This window comes from Erwinia sorbitola (assembly GCF_009738185.1).
Taxonomy (GTDB): domain Bacteria; phylum Pseudomonadota; class Gammaproteobacteria; order Enterobacterales; family Enterobacteriaceae; genus Erwinia; species Erwinia sorbitola.
The window spans coordinates 3582614-3602627 of the sequence record NZ_CP046509.1 but is presented as its reverse complement, the minus strand read 5'-3'; the positions used below and the strand labels follow the sequence as shown (position 1 = coordinate 3602627).

Sequence of the window (20014 nt, the reverse complement as noted above, 5' to 3'; positions counted from 1 at the left end):
TCAGGGGGCCTTTTTTTTACCATCAGAACAGTTAATTAATAGTGCACGGGAGTGACGGCACTGCGGTCGATGCTGTGCGTAATACGTGCCATCATGCTGTCATACGGGCACATCACACCTGCGGACGTGATCCGGCAATCAGGCGCGCTAAACTCTTTCCTCACCAGGGCATTTTTTCCCGCCAGCGGAGCCAGATTACGGATCTGGTCGAGGGTCTGTGCCTGGAAATAGAGGCGGATATAGCGCTTGCCGCTGTGCGTTTCGCGCCAGCGTTCAAACACCAGGCTCCCCGCCGGAGGAATATTGCCACGCGGGTATTCAGCCAGCTGCCAGCTAAAGTCCAGCATGGTGCGCAGCCAGGAGATATTGGTATCGTGCGCCACATACAGCAGCCAGCGTACGTCCGGCGGGCCATCTTTGACCGGTTTAGCCGCCAGCCCTTTAGCTATCTGATCCATCAGCACGGAACCGCCACGGCGCGCGATGTAGGGCACATCGTTGATGTAATCATATTTGGTGGTCAGCAGCGGCATCAGCTTTGCCACGTCAGCGGCAGAGTGGACATGGCCAAATGCCACGTTCGCTGAGGGCTGGTTCTCACTCCAGGCGAGGCGGAACGTTTCTGCCATATTGGCCAGTGTCGCCAGTCCTTCAACTTCGAAACGCCCGTCCTTGTTGCGCTTGATGCTCCAGGGGCGATCGAAGATCGGACAAGGATGGTCAGCCAGACAGACCACGGCTTTCAGGCGCGCGATCTCCGGCGCTGCGCGCTGCTCTGCCTGCTCTACAGTGCCGCCCATGGCCTGCTGAATCCCTGCCCGTGCTTTTGCTTCATCCAGCGGGGCCAGCCCCATTTTATCGCTCTGGAACAGGGGATCGCTGTCGTCACTAACGCTGTGTACTGTCACGTCGCAGCCCGGAAACGCACCGTCAGTGAGCGCCTTCGCAGTGGCTTTAGTTCGCTGTAACGGGCTGGCCCAGACAAACAGCGCCTTGCTGTCCGGGCAGCCTGAGGTCAGCAGTCCTGCCTGACGCCAGCCGTTGGCCTCGTAGCCGCCTTTCAGGACAGCAGCGGCGTAACCATGTCCGGTCAGTTCACCATCGGCAGTCAGCCACTGCGGCCAGGGGCGATCGGTGCCGGCTTCCATCGCTTTAGTGTTATCCGGCGTTGGCGGACGCACCCCGTGGCGGCTGACTTCAACCACCTTCTCCAGCTCGAAATCTGCTGCCTGCACCACCTGACTACTCAGCACGGGTACCATAATCAGGGCAAATGCCAGGCGCGATAACGCCGTCTGTATCGTTAACATAATAATTCCTTCAATAAGGTCAGATTAAAAAACGAAATAAATCAGCCAACCGAATGAGCCTGCGCCAGACTATGGCGGCGGGCAACAATACCGGCGGTAATAAAGCACAGCAGGGTGGAAATCAGACCACAGCCGATCCAGAACTGCGACAGACTATGGAAGTTATACAACGTTTTGCCGGCCTCAATGACCGAGGTACGATCGATAATCACCCCGGTAATAAACTCCCCCAGACCGGCTCCGGCATAGCTGGCAATACCGATGGTGCCGAGTGCCGCACCTGCGGCTTTTTTCGAGGAGATATCGACAGCGATTAACCCGCCGAGGAAGCATGTCAGAGCACCAATTGTCGCGCCAAACAGTATCATCGACAGGATATCGGTGTAGTTACTGCGCGGCAGCCACAGCATCAGGGCCAGCCCTGCCACGTTCAGCAGGCTGATAAATCCTGCCATCACACTGCGGTTACGCGGGAAAAAGCGGTCAGAAAGCACCCCCGCGAGAATCGTCCCGACAATTCCGGCGATGGCGTTGACGCCAACGATCCCGGAGGCTTCCACCGTAGTGTAGTGCTTGGCCTGTTGCAGAAAGAAGATGCCCCAGGAGTTGACCGCGTAGCGATCGATATACATAAACGCCGAAGCAAGAGCCAGCAGCCAGAGAGCCGGATTACGCAGCGATAGCAGCTGATTTTTAAAAACCGAACCCTGCTGCTCTTCAATCTCCTGAGGTTCATCGCGAATTACGCTAATTGGCGGATAACCGGCGCTCTGCGGTGAGTCGCGCATAAACAGCAGGATCACCACAATCCCCGCCACGCCCAGCATCGCCGTGGTGAAGTAGCCTGCGTGCCAGCCAAATCCGGCAATAACGCTGGCAATTACCATATAGGTGACGGCCTCGCCGATATTGTGAGCGGTTGACCACATGGAATAAAAGGTGCCGCGCTCTTTGCTGCCGTACCAGCGTGCCAGTGAGACAGCGCAGGGGCCAACGCCCATCGACTGCGCCCAGCCATTGATCCCCCAGAACAGCGTCAGCCACAGCGCGTTGGTGGTAAAGCCCATCAGCAGGTTCATCCCCGCACTGAGCAGCAGCCCCAGACTCATAAAACGCACTACGTTGGCATGGTCAGCAATAAAACCGTTGACCAGCTTGCCGATGGCGTAAGAGAAGAACAGCGCGGAGCCAATCATGCCAAGCTCTGTCGGCGTCATGCCCAGCTCAACCAGCGCGCTTTTAGCCACGGTAAACGACAGGCGACAGACATAGAAAGTGACATAAGCCAGCGTCATCGCGAGGAAAGTTTGCCAGCGCAGAAAGGTAAACTTCCGCTGATCAAACCGCCCCGGTGATGGCGCGGGAGGTGCTGCTTTAAAGAAGTTAAGCAATCCAGACATCTTAAATCTCCGTACAGAGAACGTACCGCTTTCTGACGTTTGCCGCGCCTCTCAGGGCGATAATGGCGTAGGGTTATCAGAGTGTGAGCACGTATTGGTTTCAGGTTGACCGTCAGGCCAGCGGGTGGGCGATCATTCCGCTCAACTGGCGATAGAGGGTCTCATTGGCCAGCAGCAGCGGGTTACCGCGCAGCAGGCCGTGATTGGCTAAGAAATCATTGCTGATACCGCCCGCTTCGCGCACCAGCACCAGACCGGGCAGACTATCCCAGGCATTCATATGCGGCTCGTAATAGCCAATCAGACGGCCCGCAGCCACCCAGGCGGTCATCAGCGCTCCGGATCCGCTGCGGATAAACATGCCGCCTTCATGCAGCAGCGCGCTGATAAAGGGGACGAATATCTCAGGTGTTACGCGGTGCGAGGTACCGACGCCCATTACGCCATCCGCTACCGTAGTGCCGCTGTGGACGCGCATTGGTGCATCATTGACCCAGGCCCCTTTACCTTTGCAGGCACGAAAAAGCTCACGGTGATTTGGATCGTATACCACGCCGATGGTCGGTTCCCCGGCTACCAGGATGCCGATGGAAACGCACCAGTTGTGCAGCCCGTTAAGAAAGCAGCTGGTGCCGTCAATCGGATCAACCACCCAGGTGCAGCGTGCATTTTCATCGCCGCCGCCCGTCTCCTCGCCGAGAAAGTCGTCGTCGGGAAACCGTCCTGTAATCATGCTGCGGGCTAATGCTTCCACCGTCCGGTCTGCGATGCTGACCACATCCTGCAAATCCTGGCCTTTGTGTTCGACCTCCAGCTGGTTTCGCTGCTGGTAAAATCCAAAGGCACAATCTGCGGCGGCCATCGCCACTTCACAGGCGAACTGATAGCGCTGTTCAATATCCTGCGGCGAGAGGTGTTCCATGTTTTTCTCCATATGCACACGTGTGCAATTGATAATATAAAACTTACTTGTTACAGAGTCGTGACAGGATAATGACGAAGACGAAAATATTATTCCGTGATCGCCATAACATAAAACAAATTTTTCAAATCAGGCGGAATGACGGCGGATCAGCTGTACAGGGACGGTTTTTTGTTGGGAGGGTTGAGAAAAGTTCTTGAGGCGTTCCAGCAGCGAATGAACGGCAAGTAGGGCAAGTTGGTCGGTATCTTGCTGGATTGTGGTGAGCTGATAGGCGGCGAATGATGCCTGAGGAATATCATCAAAACCGACAACTTTGATGGCTGAAAAAGCCGGATGCTGACGTAGATAATCCAGTGCGCCCATCGCCAGCATATCAGTCGCGCAGAACAGTCCCTGGCGATCGGGGTAGTCAGCCAGCAGCTTTTCTGCGGCATCCCATCCAGCCTGATAGCCTCCGTTCGGGCAGAATAGTGCAACCGCCTGCGGCTGGCACTGATGGAAGGCCTGCCAGCGCTGGGATGTACTGAAGTTTGCGGCATCTTCGCCAATAAAAGCCAGCCGATGCAGCCCCTGCTGGCTGAACAGTGCGGAAACCAGCCCGGCACCCTGGGCATTATCGCTGCATATACGATCGGCACCGGGCAGATCCGCATGGCGGTTGATCAGGGTGACCGGGATTTTCTTCGACAGATACTCTTCGGCCAGCGACAGAGGCGGCGCGCCGGAGGTGAGGATCACCCCGGTAACGTGATAACTGAGCAACTGGCGCAGAGAAGGGGCTAACTGCTGCGGATCGTCGGCATTCATCAGCAGGGGAATAAACCCCTGTAGCGCCAGATGATGAACCAGCGGGGCAAGCAGTTTACTGCGAAACGGATTATCAAAACCGGCGGTAATGATACCGACAAAATTACTGTTTCCGGTGATCATCGTGCGGGCAATGATATTAACCTGATAGCCCAGCTCACTGGCGGCAGCCATGACTTTCTTGCGCGTTGGCTCGGAAACGGAAGCGCCAGGGGTAAAGGTGCGGGAGACGGCAGACCGTGAAACACCGGCAAGGCGGGCAACGTCAGCCGCAGTAACCCAACTCTTATTTTCAGACGCCATCGGCACTCCCTTTATGTATGCCGCTAAATCTTACCGTATTGCGGTGGAAAGTCATGGCGTTTCTCGGGATGTTGCGAGCTGATCCTGATAGCTTACCGGCTGTATCAGGGAGGGATCGATATGCTGGCGTAAACGTGCCAGCGCGCTGTCATACGGACAGAGCGTACCAACATCGGTTTTCTCACAGCCGCTGAATGTCAGCTCGCTTTCCAGCAGCGGATGCTGGTCGCTGACGGGCGTCAGGAGGCGGATCTGATCCAGGCTTTGCCCCCGAAACAGAATGCGGATAAATCGCTTCCCACTTTGGATCTCCTGCCAGCGCTCAAACACCAGGCTTCCGGCTGGCTGGACAGTACCGCGCGGGTATTCCCCCTGCTGCCAGCTGAAGTTCAGTAAAGTGCGCAGAAAGGCGATATTGACATCGTGGGCGACGAACAGCAGCCAGCGCGTATCGGGCGGCGCATCTTGCAGCGGCCTTACCGTTACGCCCTGTTGCAGCGCTTTGGCAATCTGATCCATCAATAAGGAACCGCCGCGTCGGGCCACATAGGGCTGATCGTTGGTGGCATCATATTTGATGGTGAGCAGCGGCATCAGTTTGCCGATCTGCGCGGCGCTGGTGGCATGACCAAAGGCCACCTGATTAAGCGGTTTATTATCGCTCCATTCGAGTCGCAGAGTTTCTGCCATGGCCGCCAGCGTGTCCAGGCCAGTAATCATAATGCGCCCGTCGGAGGCGAATTTAATCTTCCATGGTTGATCAAACACCGGGCAGGGTGCACCGGGCAGACATACTGCCTGTTTTAACAACGAAATCTCTGGTTGCAGGCGTTTTTGCGCTGCACTCAGGCTTCCCCCCAATGCGGCTAATGCACCTTTGCGCTGCATCTCTTCATCCAGAGTGGCAATACCCGGGCCCTGATTTTGAAACAGGGGATCGTTTTTCTCGGCGGAATGGTGAATCGGGATGCCACAGCCAGGAAACGCACCGTCCGTCAGCGCCTCAGCGGTGGCTCGCGTACGCTGCAATGGACTGGCCCAGACAAAAATTTCCCTGGGCGTCGGGCAGCCCGCACCGATCAGACCGGATTGCCGATAGTTATTCCCTTCGTACTGACCTTTGAGCCAGGCCGCGCTGTAGCCGTGACCGGTAAGCTGACCATCTGCTGTTAACCAGCTGGCCCAGGGGCGACCGCTGCCGGTTTCCATCTCTTTTCGGTTACCAGCCGTTGGCGGGCGTACGCCGTGACGGCTGACTTCCACCACTTTTTCCAGCACATAGTGAGGTGCAGCCTGGACTGAAAAAGTGATTACGCCGAACAGCGCTGCAAAGTAAAGATGGCGGGTGCTCTTTTTCATCGGAATCGTCTCTGGAGAGAGTGGTGTATGCCTGCGGTTATGATTACAAAGTTTCGCTGACAGATGTAACCAAAGGTGCGAAGAAGAGCAAATAGAGGCAAAAAAAAAGCCCGCCGAAGCGAGCTTTTCTGGAAATGCAGCCTGAATTACAGCTTAGAAGCGTTTTCAGACAGGTATTTAGCGACACCTTCAGGAGATGCGCCCATACCTTCTTTCCCTTTTTCCCACTGAGCCGGGCACACTTCGCCATGCTCTTCGTGGAATTGCAGCGCGTCAACCATACGCAGCATTTCATCAACGTTACGGCCCAGTGGCAGGTCGTTAACAACCTGGTGGCGAACCACACCGTTTTTGTCGATCAGGAAAGAACCACGCAGAGCAACGCCCGCATCCGGGTGCTCAATGCCGTAGGCTTTCTGAATTTCGCGTTTAACGTCAGCAACCATTGCGTACTGAACTTCGCCGATGCCGCCTTTATCAACCGGAGTTTTACGCCATGCGTTGTGCACGAACTCTGAATCGAAGGAAACACCTACAACTTCCACGCCACGTTTCTGGAATTCAGCATAACGCTTGTCGAAAGCGATCAGCTCAGAAGGGCATACGAAGGTGAAGTCCATTGGCCAAAAGAACACAACGGTGGCTTTACCAGCGGTGTGTTTTTTAAAGTTGAAGTTTTCTACGATCTCACCGTTGCCCAGTACTGCTGCGGCGGTAAAATCAGGGGCTGGACGAGTTACCAAAACCATATTCACTCCTGTAAAGGTAAGTTGAAGATAAGGTGACAATATGCGGCCAGTATACGGGGCATACCCGGATCGGGGCCAGCATAATGCGCCGATTACTCTGATAGCTTACGCCTATCAAAATATGAATAATTATAAAGCAGGATTATACAATAACCTTTTTATTGAAAAGGGCAAGGTGTAAATATGGGCATTTTATTTTACAGCTCGCGTTGCGCCGCCTGTGCCATCATGCGCGGATATATCTGCCAGAAAATCTCTTCAAGCTGTTGATAGTTATTGATGAAATCATGGTAACTGTCTGCCAGCGCCGCCAGTTTCGGACGGCGGCTGGCCATGCCTCTCAGCACGTCCTGTAAGAAACAGGCATCAGCATAGCGCTCCATCCAGCGTCCGGCCCATAAGTGATGGTTAAGATTCTGGAAGCGCTCTGGCGTAGTCTCAAGCTGTGGTTCGATCACACTTCTGACATTGGACAAAAAAGCTGGCAAAGAAATTTCCGGCACCAGTTTATCCCAGTGAGATGACAGAAAATGATCCCAGATAACGTCGAGAGTAATCGGAGCTACCCGGCGGGTGTCACTGCGAAAAAGCTGGCGGGCGTTGCGTACTTCCGGAAGTGAATCCGTCAGCGCATCAATGCGGCGATGCAGGGCTATACCATCAGCGATAGCATCCGGCCATTGCTGATAGGGGTTACCACGCACATAATCGGCCATCATATTTCCCAGCAGCGAGCTGTCGGCAAGAGTGGCAAGATGGAGGTGAGCAAGATAGTTCATGGCGCGATTCTATCTGATACCCGTCATACTTCAAGCGGCAGGTGAGAGGGTAGCACTCGGTACTTAATCAGGTCCCGGCCTCATCCCTTTGGGGGGGAGCTGGTCGCATCATATTGCGTAGGTTTTTTGGCGAAATTAAGCAGATTGTTTAGCTATGGTCAGTTTTCAGCTAGAATGTGCGCCCTGATTTCCCTGACTGTGAATGACCATGCGCGTTGCCGATTTTTCTTTTGAGTTGCCTGAATCTTTGATTGCCCACTATCCGCAAGCCCAGCGCAGCGGGTGCCGTCTGCTCTCGCTGAATGGCCCGGATGGCGAATTGACGCACGGGGTATTCACCGATTTGCTCGATAAGCTCAATCCTGGCGATCTGCTGGTGTTTAATAATACGCGCGTGATCCCGGCGCGTATTTTTGGTCGTAAAGCCAGCGGCGGGAAAATCGAGGTGCTGATTGAACGCATGCTCGACGATAAGCGCGTGCTGGCGCATGTGCGCTCTTCAAAAGCGCCTAAACCTGGCAGCGAGCTGCTGCTGGGCGATGATGAAAGTGTGCAGGCGACGATGGTTGCCCGCCACGATGCGCTGTTTGAGATTGAGTTTCATGATGAGCGTGCGGTGCTGGATATCCTGAACGCAATCGGCCATATGCCGCTGCCGCCCTATATTGATCGTCCTGATGAAGACGCTGACCGTGAACTTTACCAGACGGTATACAGCCAGAAACCGGGGGCAGTTGCTGCCCCAACCGCGGGCCTGCATTTTGACGAGCCGCTGCTGGCTGCACTGCGCGAACGGGGCGTTGAAACGGCGTTTGTCACCCTGCACGTTGGCGCGGGAACCTTCCAGCCGGTGCGTGTTGATACCATCGAAGATCATATTATGCATGCTGAATATGCCGAGGTACCGCAGGATGTCGTAGACGCGGTGCTGGCGTGTAAAGCGCGCGGCAACCGCGTAATTGCAGTCGGCACCACCTCGGTGCGCTCACTGGAAAGCGCGGCACAAGCGGCAGGGGATGCGTTAATTGCCCCTTTCTTCGGCGATACGAAAATCTTTATCTATCCTGGCTATCACTATCAGGTTATTGATGTGTTGATCACCAATTTCCACCTGCCAGAATCAACGCTGATTATGCTGGTATCAGCGTTTGCCGGTTATCGGCACACCATGCATGCCTATCAGCAGGCGGTGGCAGAGCAGTACCGCTTCTTCAGCTATGGCGATGCGATGTTTATTACCCGTAATCCGCAGGCATTCAGCGAGATCCCGGGCCAGTAATTTCCCACTGGCGATGCACGACCCGCCAGCGGACTGAGTTCCCCGCACGGGCGAGGTATGCCTCACCAGCGGACTGAGTTCCCCGTAGGGGCGAGGCATGCCTCGCCCTCAAACAATAATTACATCAGACTGTTTCTCTGATGGAGGCAATGTGAAGTTCGAATTAGACACAACTGACGGCCGCGCGCGCCGTGGCCGCCTGGTCTTTGACCGTGGCGTGGTAGAAACCCCGGCATTTATGCCCGTGGGCACTTACGGCACCGTAAAAGGCATGACCCCGGAAGAGGTGATTGATACCGGTGCTCAGATCATCCTCGGCAATACCTTCCACTTATGGTTGCGTCCGGGCCAGGAGATCATGAAGCTGCACGGCGACCTGCATGATTTTATGCAGTGGAAAGGCCCGATTCTGACTGATTCCGGCGGCTTCCAGGTCTTCAGCCTGGGCGATATCCGCAAGATCACCGAGAAGGGTGTACATTTCCGTAACCCGATCAACGGCGATGCGATCTTCCTCGATCCTGAAAAATCGATGGAAATTCAGTACGATCTCGGCTCTGATATCGTGATGATCTTTGATGAATGCACCCCATATCCTGCCGACTGGGATTATGCGAAGCGCTCAATGGAGATGTCACTGCGCTGGGCGCAGCGTAGCCGCGATCGCTTTGATTCTCTGGGTAATAAGAACGCGTTGTTTGGAATTATCCAGGGGGGCGTTTACGAAGATTTACGAGATGTCTCGGTTAAAGGACTGGTAGATATTGGCTTTGATGGGTACGCTGTGGGCGGCCTGGCGGTCGGTGAGCCAAAAGAAGATATGCACCGTATTCTGGAGCATGTTTGCCCGCAGCTTCCTCAGGATAAACCGCGCTACTTAATGGGCGTCGGTAAGCCGCAGGATCTGGTGGAAGGCGTGCGCCGTGGTATTGATATGTTTGACTGTGTGATGCCTACCCGCAACGCGCGTAACGGACATCTGTTCGTCACCGACGGTGTGGTGAAAATCCGCAATGCGAAGTATAAAGATGACACGTCTCCGCTGGATGCTGAATGCGACTGCTATACCTGCCGCAATTACAGCCGCGCCTACCTGTATCATCTTGATCGCTGTAACGAAATTTTGGGTGCACGTCTGAACACCATCCATAATCTGCGTTATTATCAGCGCCTGATGGCAGGTTTACGCCAGGCTATCGAAGAGGGTAAATTAGAACTCTTCGTGACCGAATTCTACCAACGGACGGGGATGGCGGTTCCGCCTTTAACGTCTGATAATTAAACAATGAGGGAATTTTAATGAGCTTTTTCACTTCTGATGCCGTGGCAGCCGCAGCTCCATCTCAGGGAAGTCCTTACTCTCTGGTGATCATGCTGGTTGTGTTTGGTTTGATTTTTTACTTTATGATCCTGCGCCCTCAGCAGAAACGTGCGAAAGAGCACAAGAAACTGATGGACTCAATTTCAAAAGGTGATGAAGTGCTGACCACCGGTGGCCTGGTAGGCCGTGTGACTAAAGTCGCTGAAACCGGCTACGTTGCTATTGCATTGAACGAAACCACTGAAGTTGTGGTCAAACGTGACTTCGTAGCTGCCGTTCTGCCGAAAGGTACAATGAAGGCGCTTTAATTTTCGATTTCCCTAAGGGAACTGCCGTGTTAAACCGTTATCCTTTGTGGAAGTACATCATGCTGATCGTCGTGTTAATCGTCGGTCTGCTGTATGCACTGCCTAACCTGTATGGTGAGGATCCGGCTGTTCAGATCACTGGTGCGCGCGGAAGCGCCGCCAGTGAGCAAACGCTGGTTCAGATCCAGACTGCACTTAAAGAAGACAATATCCAGAGCAAATCTATTGCACTGGAGAATGGCGCTATTCTGGCGCGTTTCGCTAACACAGACGTGCAGATGCGCGCGCGTGAAGCAATTCTGAAGGCACTTGGCGAGAATTACGTGGTGGCGCTTAACCTCGCCCCGGCGACACCCGCCTGGTTAGCTATGCTCTCCGCAGAACCGATGAAACTCGGTCTTGATCTGCGCGGTGGCGTACACTTCCTGATGGAAGTCGATATGGATACCGCTCTGGGTAAACTCCAGGAGCAGAACATCGACAACCTGCGTAGCGACCTGCGTGATAAAAGCATTCCTTACGTTAACGTTCGCAAAACTAACAATTACGGCCTGGAAATTCGTTTCCGTGATGATGCCGCTCGCGATCAAGCCGTCAGCTATCTTGCTGGCCGCCATCGCGATATGGTGATCAACAGCAGCGGCAGCAATGCCCTGTCGGCGGTAATGAGTGATGAGCGTATGCGTGAAGCCCGTGAATACGCGGTGCAGCAGAACATCAATATTCTGCGCAACCGTGTCAATCAGCTGGGCGTAGCGGAGCCACTGGTACAGCGTCAGGGTTCTGACCGTATCGTGGTCGAGCTGCCGGGGATTCAGGACACCGCTCGTGCTAAAGAGATCCTCGGCGCAACGGCAACCCTGGAGTTCCGTCTGGTGAATACCAGCGTGGATGCCACCGCTGCGGCAAACGGCCGTGTGCCGGGCGACTCAGAAGTGAAAAACACCCGCGATGGGCAGCCTGTTGTGCTGTACAAGCGAGTGATCCTCACCGGTGACCATATTACCGATTCCACCTCAAGCACCGATGAATACAACCAGCCTCAGGTTAATATCTCCCTGGATAGCGCTGGCGGTAACATCATGTCCAACTTCACTAAGGACAGCGTCGGCAAAGCAATGGCAACCCTGTTTGTTGAGTACAAAGACAGTGGTAAGAAAGACGCCAATGGCCGTGCGATCCTTGAGAAGCAGGAAGAGGTGATTAACGTCGCGAATATCCAGTCTCGTCTGGGTAACAGCTTCCGTATTACCGGTATCAACAACCCGAACGAAGCCCGTCAGCTGTCGCTGCTGCTGCGTGCTGGTGCGTTGATTGCACCAATCCAGATTGTGGAAGAACGTACCATTGGGCCAACCATGGGTGCGCAGAACATCACTCAGGGTCTGGAAGCATGCCTGTGGGGTCTGATCGCCTCTATCGTATTTATGGTGGTCTGGTACCGTAAGTTCGGTGTGATCGCCACCACGGCTCTGGTCGCTAACCTGGTGCTGATTGTCGGGATTATGTCTCTGCTGCCGGGCGCTACGCTCACCATGCCTGGTATTGCCGGTATCGTGCTGACGCTGGCGGTCGCGGTGGATGCCAACGTACTGATTAACGAACGTATCAAGGAAGAGCTTAAGAATGGGCGTTCCATTCAGCAGGCAATCCATGAGGGCTATAAAGGCGCGTTCTCCAGTATCGTTGATGCCAACATCACCACGCTGATTACCGCGATTATTCTGTACGCAGTCGGCACCGGTTCGATCAAAGGCTTCGCTATCACCACGGCTATCGGTGTTGCGACTTCAATGTTCACTGCCATTGTCGGTACCCGCGCCATCGTAAACCTGTTGTACGGCGGCAAACGCATCAACAAGCTGTCTATCTGAGGAGTGCGTTGTGGCACAGGACTATAGCGTTGAACAACTGAACTACGGCCGTAAAGTCCATGACTTTATGCGCTGGGACAAGCTGGCCTTTACTATTTCTGGTCTGCTGCTGATCGCCTCATGCCTGATTATGGGGATGAAGGGGTTTAACTGGGGTCTGGATTTCACCGGCGGTACGGTGATTGAAATTACCTTAGAAAAACCGGCTGATATTGATCAGCTGCGCGGCGCGCTGGAGAAATCTGGCTTTGTTGACCCGCAGGTACAGAACTTCGGCAGCAGCCGTGATGTTCTGGTGCGTATGTCACCAAACGAAGGCAATGCGGGCCAGGAGCTGGGTAACAAGGTGGTGAACATCATCAACCAGGCCAGCGAGCAGAATGCTACCGTTAAGCGTATTGAGTTCGTCGGCCCAAGCGTGGGCAGCGATCTGGCGCAGGCGGGCGGTATGGCGCTGCTGGTGGCACTGATTGCCATCCTGATTTACGTCGGCTTCCGTTTCGAATGGCGTCTGGCACTGGGCGCGGTATTGGCTCTGGCGCATGACGTGGTGATTACGATGGGTGTTCTTTCTCTGTTCCATATTGAGATTGACCTGACCATCATCGCCTCGCTGATGTCGGTAATCGGTTACTCGCTGAACGACAGTATTGTGGTATCGGATCGTATTCGTGAGAACTTCCGCAAGATCCGTCGCGGTACGCCTTACGATATCTTTAACGTTTCGCTGACGCAGACGTTAAGCCGTACCATCATGACCTCAGCAACCACGCTGATGGTGGTGTTGATGCTGTTTATCTTCGGTGGCGCTCTGCTGGAAGGCTTCTCGCTGACCATGCTGATCGGTGTTTCCATCGGTACCGTCTCTTCAATCTATGTTGCTTCGGCGCTGGCATTGAAGCTGGGTATGAAGCGTGAACATATACAGCAACAGAAAGTGGAAAAAGAGGGCGCAGATCAGCCTTCGATTCTGCCTTAATTGCGGGTAGTCAGTAAAAAAGGGCCACATTATTTTTGTGGCCCTTTTTTTATCCCTCAGCTTCAGATCTCCTGAACGATGCCGCCGACTGGCACGCCCTGGTTACTTCTGTAAGTCCCTTGTTCTACCTGATCCTTGTTAACACCGTTGGTCGTGGCATAGTCACTTGTCGCATCCGCAGTAAATTTTTCTGATTCATCATGGGGCGGATGAGCACTCTGTTTACGGTAATAGGTGATTTTAGGATGTACGCCGGCACTCATTGGTTGAGTCATATACTTCGCCATAGTCTGTTTTCCTTAAAGGAGTGGGTCGCCGGGAGCATGCTGAAAAAACACAACAGCAGGCAGCCGCAGCATAATGCTGTGATCAATTAAAATGGGGAGGATTACTGCAACAAGCTAACTGCTGAACAGTTTGGTTTGATGCCAGTTATTGCTGAAGGGCGGGGTGCAAAAACACGTGCAGGAAACACTAATGCTGTGAAACATGGTAGCGTCCTCAAAAGTGTCAAAACTGTCTGATACTGTCGGTAGTGGTTAAAACTTAATCAAGCGTAATGCAAGATGGCTTATTAGCAAGCTTTATGCGTTTTTTTTAACCAGTTTGCGGCTTTTTTGTTTAACTATTTTTATGAAACAGGTGGGGAAGGTGTTTAGCATTGAGCGCGCATTGCGGCTTCTCAATGCTAAACAGCAAGTACGGGGGCAGGATCAGTTACTGGTACTGCTGGTAGCGGGCGTTACCACGACATCATGCACTCGTACATACCCCAGTTGCTCTGGTGGCAGATTGCTCAGGCGTAATGACACGGTGGCCTCGCTCTTCGCCAGCAGTGTGGCAGGCACTTCGATTTGCTGAACCTGACTGTTCACGGTGAGTGGCTTGCTGGTGGTGCTATCCAGTTCACCCCATTCAACCTGGGCGGTAAATGCCGGTAGTGGCGCATTCCCGCTGGCGCGGATATGCAGGATAGCGCGTGTGCCATTAGCTTCAGGCTGAACGTTGCTCAGTGAGAGCTTCAGTTCTCCCGCCTGACTTTTCAGGATCACGCCAGTTTTTGCCGCAGGCAGCAGCCAGGCCCCCTGGGTCGATCCGCTATTCAAATTGCCCTGCTGCTCCAGAGCGGCGGCCTGAGAGGTCAGCTGGCGCATCTGCTGGGTGAGTTTCCCCACTTCGTTATGCAACTGAGTTAGTTTCGGCTGAGGGGGGGTACTGGCACAACCCGCCAACAGCAACAATGATCCCAGTGATAGTCTGAGATAAGTGCTTGTCATTGTTCATTTCCTTGTGATTTAAACGAATGACTTTATCTTAGAGCAAACGGGTCTTGATCGCCTGTAAAGAAATAGGGCAATTTGTGGCTTAAGCCGGGTGAAATTAAGACGCTTTTGTTGACGCGCCTTTGGCACTCAGCCGGGTTCGCGGTACACTAGCCGCCACTCTTAAGAATAATCAGGACATGTCATGCATTGCCCATTCTGTTCTGCTGTGGATACGAAAGTGATCGACTCCCGCCTGGTTGGGGAAGGCACCTCGGTGCGCCGCCGCCGTCAGTGTCTGGTGTGTCATGAGCGTTTCACCACGTTTGAGGTGGCTGAACTGGTGATGCCACGCGTAGTGAAAAGTAATGACGTGCGTGAGCCATTTAACGAAGACAAACTGCGCAGCGGCCTGATGAAGGCGCTGGAGAAACGCCCGGTCAACTCGGATGCGGTGGAAACCGCCCTCAGCCATATTAAAAGTCAGCTACGCGCCACGGGTGAGCGTGAAGTGGTAAGCAAGCTGATCGGTAGTCTGGTAATGGATGAGCTGAAAAAACTCGATAAAGTGGCCTATATCCGCTTTGCATCGGTGTATCGCAGCTTTGAAGATATCCGCGAATTCGGCGAAGAGATCGCCCGCTTACAGGATTAACGCGATGCGTGATGAAGTGTATATGGCGCGGGCGCTGGAGCTGGCACGCCGTGGCCGTTTTACCACCACTCCCAATCCGAACGTCGGCTGTGTGATTGTGCGCGATGGCGAAATTGTGGGTGAAGGCTATCATCTGCGTGCGGGTGAACCCCATGCTGAAGTGCATGCGCTGCGTATGGCGGGTGACAAGGCGCAAGGGGCGACAGCCTATGTAACGCTGGAGCCGTGCAGCCATCATGGGCGCACGCCGCCCTGTTGTGATGCGCTGATCGCTGCCGGGGTGACTCGGGTGGTGGCGGCGATGCAGGATCCGAATCCTGAAGTGGCGGGGCGCGGGCTTTATCGCTTGCAGCAGGCAGGCATCGACGTCAGCCACGGTCTGATGATGCAGGAGGCTGAAGCGCTGAATCGCGGTTTTCTCAAGCGTATGCGCACCGGGTTCCCCTGGGTGCAGCTGAAACTCGGAGCTTCGCTGGATGGTCGTACCGCGCTCGCAAACGGCAAAAGCCAGTGGATAACCTCTCCGCAGGCGCGGCGCGATGTGCAGCGTCTGCGGGCGCAAAGCTCTGCCATACTCAGTACCAGCGCCACGGTGCTGGCAGACAACCCTTCGCTGACGGTGCGTTATCATGAACTGGATAGCGTTACGCAGGGGGATTACCCCGCAGATCTGCTGCGCCAGCCGGTAAGAATTATTGTCGACAGCCAGAATCGCGTTACACCACAGCATCAACTTATTGCACAATCAGGGGAAACCTGGCTGGCGCGTACCGCCTGTGATGAGCAGGACTGGCCAGAGAATGTGACTCAGTTCAGTGTTCCTCGTCACAATGAGCGGCTGGATCTGGTGGCGATGATGATGCTGTTGGGAAGAAAACAGATTAACAGCATCTGGGTGGAAGCCGGGGCAGAGTTTGCCGGTGCACTGTTGCAGGCCGGGGTGGTGGATGAGCTGATTGTCTATCTTGCACCAAAACTGCTTGGCGACAGCGCGCGCGGACTTTGCCAGCTACCGGGTTTTGAGCATCTTGCCGATGCGCCTGCCTTTGCCTTTAGTGATATTCGTCAGGTTGGGCCGGACGTGCGCCTGACGCTGAACCCGTTATAACGGTTTGCGCAAAAACAAGCAGACTGGTAAAGAGTGTGATAGAATCCGCCCCCCTGCGGGGCCAAACAGAACCCTGAAAGGAAGATTATGAACGTTATTGAAGCTGCTGTTGCTACCCCTGATGCGCGCGTTGCTCTGGTTATTGCGCGTTTCAACAACTTTATCAACGACAGCCTGTTGAGCGGTGCCATCGATGCCCTGAAGCGTATTGGTCAGGTCAAAGATGAAAACATCACCGTTGTCTGGGTTCCGGGTGCTTATGAGCTGCCAGTGACAGCACGTGCGCTGGCTAATACCGGCAAGCATGATGCTGTTGTCGCTCTGGGAACGGTAATCCGTGGCGGTACAGCTCATTTTGAATATGTGGCAGGTGAGGCCAGTTCTGGCCTGGCCAGTGTTGCCATGAACTGCGATATCCCGGTTGCTTTTGGCGTACTGACGACGGAAAACATCGAGCAGGCCATTGAACGTGCCGGAACCAAAGCGGGTAATAAAGGTGCTGAAGCAGCCCTGACCGCTCTGGAAATGATTAACGTATTAAGAGCCATCAAAGGCTGATTTTAAGGGGAATTTCGTGAAACCTGCTGCTCGTCGCCGCGCCCGTGAATGTGCTGTTCAGGCACTTTACTCCTGGCAAATTTCCAAAAACGACATCGCTGATGTCGAATACCAGTTTCTGGCGGAACAGGACGTTAAAGACGTCGATATTACTTACTTCCGTGAGCTGGTCGGCGGCGTTGCAACTAACAGTGCATACCTCGACGGCCTGATGCAACCTTACCTGTCGCGCCAGCTGGAAGAGCTGGGACAGGTCGAGAAGGCTATCCTGCGTATTTCTCTGTTTGAGCTCAGTAAGCGTTCAGACGTTCCCTACAAAGTTGCGATTAACGAAGGGATCGAACTGGCGAAAGTGTTTGGCGCTGAAGACAGCCACAAGTTCGTCAACGGCGTGCTGGATAAAGCCGGTCCGTTCATCCGTCCAAACCGCAAATAATTCTCTGAGGCCGCTAATCACGGCCTCTTCTTTTTACTCCCGGAATGCAATATGGCTTGTGGCGAATTTGAACTGATCGCACGTTATTTTGACCGTGTGACCAGTTCCCGTCGTGATGTTGAAAAAGGCATCGGTGACGACTGCGCATTACTCGGCGTACCGGAAAAACAGACCCTCGCTATCAGCACCGACACGCTGGTAGAAGGCGTGCATTTTCTGCGTGATATTCATCCCGCCGACCTCGGTTACAAAGCGCTTGCAGTAAACCTCAGCGACCTGGCTGCCATGGGTGCCGATCCCGCATGGCTGACGCTGGCCCTGACGCTGCCTGAAATTAACGAAGAGTGGTTGAAGGATTTCAGCGACAGTCTGTTTGAGCTGCTGGACTACTACGATATGCAGTTGATTGGTGGCGATACCACGCGCGGGCCACTCAGCATGACGTTGGGTATCCACGGCCTTGTGCCACAGGGCAGGGCGCTGAAGCGCAGCGGCGCACGGGTCGGTGACTGGATTTACGTTACCGGCACGCTGGGCGATAGCGCGGCAGGGCTGGCGCTGCTCCAGCACCATATGAAAATTAACGATCCCGCCGTCCATGAAGCCCTGATCAAGCGCCATCTGCGGCCGATGCCGCGAATCCTTCAGGGGCAGGCGCTGCGCGATCTGGCCAGTTCGGCTATCGATCTCTCTGACGGATTGATCTCCGATCTTGGCCATATTCTCAAGGCCAGCGACTGTGGTGCGCGTCTTAATCTTGATGCCCTGCCGCTGTCAGCCGTCCTCAGGCAGCACTTCGAGCCGCAGCAGGCGCTGCGCTGGGCATTAAGCGGAGGCGAAGATTATGAACTCTGCTTTACCGTACCAGAGATAAACCGTGGTGCGCTGGACGTGGCGCTGGGCTATCTTGGCGTGCCGTTTACCTGCGTCGGGCAGATTGCTCCGCAGTCGGAAGGCTTAACGCTGTTGCAGGACGATAAGCCGGTAGAGATGAACCTGAAAGGATTTGACCATTTTGGCTCGCGCTAAGGATGTGGCGAAAAGTCGCCTGAAGATGAGCAATCCGTGGCATCTGCTGGCAACCGGTTTTGGTAGCGGCCTGTTTCCATGGATGCCGGGTACTGCTGGTTCTCTTGCGGCTATCCCCTTCTGGTATCTGCTTGAGTTACTGCCGCAGGATCTCTACTCGCTGGTGCTGTTGGTGGGCATCAGTATTGGCGTCTATCTTTGCCATCGCACTGCGAAAGATATGGGCGTACACGATCACGGCAGCATCGTCTGGGATGAGTTTATCGGGATGTGGATCACCCTGATGGCGATCCCGGTTCACAGCTGGCAGTGGGTGCTGGCGGGCTTCCTGGTGTTTCGTGTGCTGGATATCTGGAAACCCTGGCCGATCCGCTGGTTTGACCGCAACGTTCACGGCGGCATGGGCATTATGGTCGATGACATTATTGCCGGTGTTATCTCCGCCGGGATTCTGTTTGCCGCAGGGCACTACTGGCTGGTTTAGGCAAATGGGGTCAGGCATGCCCGACCCCTGCGAACCGTTATCCGTTACTCAAATCCCACCGCCGGGTGCGGTTTATAAGCACTCTCCAGCTCAAAAATCTCTTCCTGCGTTAATTCAACATCCACAGCTTTGACCAAATCGTCCAGCTGCTCGCCGCGCGAAGCACCAATGATCGGTGCGGTGACAGCGGGTTTACTCAACAGCCACGCCAGAGCAATTTGTGCCCGGCTTACTCCTTTATCTTTAGCAATATTTTCCACACGCTGTGCTATTTCAGCGTCGTTTTCTTCGCTCTGACTGTAGAGCGTCTGACCGTATTCATCTGAGACGGAGCGGGCGGTGGTTTCTCCCCATGGACGCGTCAGACGGCCACGAGCAAGCGGGCTCCACGGCAGTACGGCGATATTCTCTTTCAGGCACAGCGGATGCATTTCACGCTCCTCCTCACGCTGAATCAGGTTGTACTGATCCTGCATGCTGACAAAACGCGTCCAGCCATGGCGGTCGGCGGTTTGCAGAGCCGTGGCAAACTGGCTGGCATGCATGGATGAGGCACCGATATAACGTGCTTTACCCGCTTTTACCACGTCGTGCAGTGCTTCCAGCGTCTCTTCCAGGGGCGTATCGTAATCCCAGCGGTGGATCTGTAACAGGTCAACGTATTCCATTCCCAGGCGTTGCAGGCTGTCATCAATGGATTGCAGAATAGAGGCGCGTGAAAGGCCGCCGGACAGGTTGCTCATCGGGAAATAGACTTTGGTCGCCACCACAACCTCATCGCGGCGGGCAAAATCGCGCAGGGCACGGCCGACTATCTCTTCGCTGCTGCCGTCAGAGTAACTGTTAGCGGTGTCGAAAAAATTAATACCTGCCTCCAGCGCCTGCTTTATCAACGGGCGGCTGCTCTCTTCGGGTAGCGTCCAGGCGTGTTTACCCCGGTCAGGTTCACCGTAGGTCATACAGCCTAAGCAGAGGCGGGAAACGGTCAGGTCGGTATTGGCTAACTGAAGGGTTTTCATGCTGACTCCTGCTGTTTATCTTCCTGTAAGGATAGCAGGCAAAAAAAAGCTCCTGGTTACAGGAGCATTT

Annotated in this window: 21 protein-coding genes; 11 read left to right on the top strand and 10 right to left on the bottom strand. The window is 54.4% G+C overall.

Annotated elements, in window-relative coordinates; genetic code table 11:
- Positions 1-35: 35 nt before the first annotated feature.
- The 7 genes from GN242_RS16370 to GN242_RS16340 form a co-directional block, all read right to left on the bottom strand.
- Positions 36-1310 carry a histidine-type phosphatase gene (locus GN242_RS16370; protein ID WP_154752409.1) on the bottom strand — a complete coding sequence of 425 codons (1275 nt, stop codon included), beginning with the start codon at positions 1308-1310 and terminating at the stop codon, positions 36-38.
- Between the two features lie 41 nt (positions 1311-1351).
- Entirely contained in the window at positions 1352-2710 is a 1359-nt protein-coding gene (locus tag GN242_RS16365; RefSeq protein WP_156287841.1) for an MFS transporter, read from the bottom strand.
- Positions 2711-2822: 112 nt separating this feature from the next.
- On the bottom strand, positions 2823-3632 hold the full coding sequence (locus tag GN242_RS16360; RefSeq protein WP_154752407.1) for an inositol monophosphatase family protein: 810 nt from the start codon (positions 3630-3632) through the stop codon (positions 2823-2825).
- 129 nt (positions 3633-3761) lie between these two features.
- Complete coding sequence (locus GN242_RS16355; RefSeq protein ID WP_154752406.1) at positions 3762-4745, bottom strand: LacI family DNA-binding transcriptional regulator; 984 nt, start codon at positions 4743-4745, stop codon at positions 3762-3764.
- 51 nt (positions 4746-4796) lie between these two features.
- Positions 4797-6104: a histidine-type phosphatase gene (locus tag GN242_RS16350; protein ID WP_156287840.1), complete on the bottom strand. Its 1308-nt coding sequence runs from the start codon at positions 6102-6104 to the stop codon at positions 4797-4799.
- Between the two features lie 146 nt (positions 6105-6250).
- Entirely contained in the window at positions 6251-6853 is a 603-nt protein-coding gene (locus tag GN242_RS16345; protein WP_154752404.1) for a peroxiredoxin C, read from the bottom strand.
- Positions 6854-7050: 197 nt separating this feature from the next.
- Positions 7051-7632: an ACP phosphodiesterase gene (locus GN242_RS16340; protein ID WP_156287839.1), complete on the bottom strand. Its 582-nt coding sequence runs from the start codon at positions 7630-7632 to the stop codon at positions 7051-7053.
- A gap of 208 nt (positions 7633-7840) precedes the next feature.
- On the opposite strand from GN242_RS16340, the gene queA reads away from it, so the two are divergent.
- The 5 genes from queA (at position 7841) to secF (ending at position 13393) form a co-directional block, all read left to right on the top strand.
- Complete coding sequence (gene queA, locus GN242_RS16335) at positions 7841-8911, top strand: tRNA preQ1(34) S-adenosylmethionine ribosyltransferase-isomerase QueA (RefSeq protein ID WP_154752557.1); 1071 nt, start codon at positions 7841-7843, stop codon at positions 8909-8911.
- Positions 8912-9062: 151 nt separating this feature from the next.
- Entirely contained in the window at positions 9063-10193 is a 1131-nt protein-coding gene (tgt, locus tag GN242_RS16330; RefSeq protein ID WP_156287838.1) for a tRNA guanosine(34) transglycosylase Tgt, read from the top strand.
- Between the two features lie 17 nt (positions 10194-10210).
- On the top strand, positions 10211-10540 hold the full coding sequence (yajC, locus tag GN242_RS16325; RefSeq protein ID WP_062747803.1) for a preprotein translocase subunit YajC: 330 nt from the start codon (positions 10211-10213) through the stop codon (positions 10538-10540).
- A 26-nt stretch (positions 10541-10566) separates the two neighbouring features.
- Positions 10567-12414 carry a protein translocase subunit SecD gene (gene secD / locus GN242_RS16320; RefSeq protein ID WP_156287837.1) on the top strand — a complete coding sequence of 616 codons (1848 nt, stop codon included), beginning with the start codon at positions 10567-10569 and terminating at the stop codon, positions 12412-12414.
- 10 nt (positions 12415-12424) lie between these two features.
- Positions 12425-13393, top strand: coding sequence for a protein translocase subunit SecF (gene secF, locus GN242_RS16315; protein WP_156287836.1), 969 nt, complete (start codon positions 12425-12427; stop codon positions 13391-13393).
- Positions 13394-13455: 62 nt separating this feature from the next.
- Here the strand turns inward: secF and GN242_RS16310 are convergent, their stop codons facing one another.
- Both GN242_RS16310 and GN242_RS16305 read right to left on the bottom strand, forming a co-directional pair.
- Positions 13456-13680, bottom strand: coding sequence for a hypothetical protein (locus GN242_RS16310; protein ID WP_154752401.1), 225 nt, complete (start codon positions 13678-13680; stop codon positions 13456-13458).
- Between the two features lie 426 nt (positions 13681-14106).
- A complete protein-coding gene (locus GN242_RS16305) occupies positions 14107-14670 on the bottom strand; it encodes a SadB/YajI family lipoprotein (protein ID WP_156287835.1) in 564 nt (187 codons plus the stop codon).
- A 190-nt stretch (positions 14671-14860) separates the two neighbouring features.
- Between GN242_RS16305 and nrdR the strand changes: the two genes are divergently transcribed.
- From nrdR to pgpA, 6 genes are all read left to right on the top strand, one after another.
- Positions 14861-15310 carry a transcriptional regulator NrdR gene (nrdR, locus tag GN242_RS16300; RefSeq protein ID WP_154752399.1) on the top strand — a complete coding sequence of 150 codons (450 nt, stop codon included), beginning with the start codon at positions 14861-14863 and terminating at the stop codon, positions 15308-15310.
- A gap of 4 nt (positions 15311-15314) precedes the next feature.
- Positions 15315-16418: a bifunctional diaminohydroxyphosphoribosylaminopyrimidine deaminase/5-amino-6-(5-phosphoribosylamino)uracil reductase RibD gene (gene ribD / locus GN242_RS16295; RefSeq protein WP_154752398.1), complete on the top strand. Its 1104-nt coding sequence runs from the start codon at positions 15315-15317 to the stop codon at positions 16416-16418.
- 87 nt (positions 16419-16505) lie between these two features.
- Positions 16506-16976: a 6,7-dimethyl-8-ribityllumazine synthase gene (ribH, locus tag GN242_RS16290; protein ID WP_154752397.1), complete on the top strand. Its 471-nt coding sequence runs from the start codon at positions 16506-16508 to the stop codon at positions 16974-16976.
- Positions 16977-16992: 16 nt separating this feature from the next.
- Entirely contained in the window at positions 16993-17412 is a 420-nt protein-coding gene (gene nusB / locus GN242_RS16285; RefSeq protein WP_133846297.1) for a transcription antitermination factor NusB, read from the top strand.
- Between the two features lie 51 nt (positions 17413-17463).
- Positions 17464-18441: a thiamine-phosphate kinase gene (gene thiL, locus GN242_RS16280; protein ID WP_154752396.1), complete on the top strand. Its 978-nt coding sequence runs from the start codon at positions 17464-17466 to the stop codon at positions 18439-18441.
- Positions 18442-18466: 25 nt separating this feature from the next.
- Positions 18467-18925 carry a phosphatidylglycerophosphatase A gene (pgpA, locus tag GN242_RS16275; RefSeq protein ID WP_374189540.1) on the top strand — a complete coding sequence of 153 codons (459 nt, stop codon included), beginning with the start codon at positions 18467-18469 and terminating at the stop codon, positions 18923-18925.
- A gap of 44 nt (positions 18926-18969) precedes the next feature.
- Here the strand turns inward: pgpA and GN242_RS16270 are convergent, their stop codons facing one another.
- Entirely contained in the window at positions 18970-19944 is a 975-nt protein-coding gene (locus GN242_RS16270; RefSeq protein WP_154752394.1) for an aldo/keto reductase, read from the bottom strand.
- Between the last annotated feature and the right edge of the window lie 70 nt (positions 19945-20014).

Coding starts and splice junctions, on each gene's coding strand:
- GN242_RS16370 (WP_154752409.1), bottom strand. CDS start 1,310: ATGTTAACGATACAGACGGCGTTATCGCGCCTGGCATTTGCCCTGATT.
- ribH (WP_154752397.1), top strand. CDS start 16,506: ATGAACGTTATTGAAGCTGCTGTTGCTACCCCTGATGCGCGCGTTGCT.
- nrdR (WP_154752399.1), top strand. CDS start 14,861: ATGCATTGCCCATTCTGTTCTGCTGTGGATACGAAAGTGATCGACTCC.
- GN242_RS16345 (WP_154752404.1), bottom strand. CDS start 6,853: ATGGTTTTGGTAACTCGTCCAGCCCCTGATTTTACCGCCGCAGCAGTA.
- ribD (WP_154752398.1), top strand. CDS start 15,315: ATGCGTGATGAAGTGTATATGGCGCGGGCGCTGGAGCTGGCACGCCGT.
- GN242_RS16270 (WP_154752394.1), bottom strand. CDS start 19,944: ATGAAAACCCTTCAGTTAGCCAATACCGACCTGACCGTTTCCCGCCTC.
- GN242_RS16360 (WP_154752407.1), bottom strand. CDS start 3,632: ATGGAACACCTCTCGCCGCAGGATATTGAACAGCGCTATCAGTTCGCC.
- GN242_RS16340 (WP_156287839.1), bottom strand. CDS start 7,632: ATGAACTATCTTGCTCACCTCCATCTTGCCACTCTTGCCGACAGCTCG.
- pgpA (WP_374189540.1), top strand. CDS start 18,467: ATGAGCAATCCGTGGCATCTGCTGGCAACCGGTTTTGGTAGCGGCCTG.
- GN242_RS16310 (WP_154752401.1), bottom strand. CDS start 13,680: ATGGCGAAGTATATGACTCAACCAATGAGTGCCGGCGTACATCCTAAA.
- GN242_RS16365 (WP_156287841.1), bottom strand. CDS start 2,710: ATGTCTGGATTGCTTAACTTCTTTAAAGCAGCACCTCCCGCGCCATCA.
- yajC (WP_062747803.1), top strand. CDS start 10,211: ATGAGCTTTTTCACTTCTGATGCCGTGGCAGCCGCAGCTCCATCTCAG.
- thiL (WP_154752396.1), top strand. CDS start 17,464: ATGGCTTGTGGCGAATTTGAACTGATCGCACGTTATTTTGACCGTGTG.
- GN242_RS16350 (WP_156287840.1), bottom strand. CDS start 6,104: ATGAAAAAGAGCACCCGCCATCTTTACTTTGCAGCGCTGTTCGGCGTA.
- GN242_RS16305 (WP_156287835.1), bottom strand. CDS start 14,670: ATGACAAGCACTTATCTCAGACTATCACTGGGATCATTGTTGCTGTTG.
- queA (WP_154752557.1), top strand. CDS start 7,841: ATGCGCGTTGCCGATTTTTCTTTTGAGTTGCCTGAATCTTTGATTGCC.
- GN242_RS16355 (WP_154752406.1), bottom strand. CDS start 4,745: ATGGCGTCTGAAAATAAGAGTTGGGTTACTGCGGCTGACGTTGCCCGC.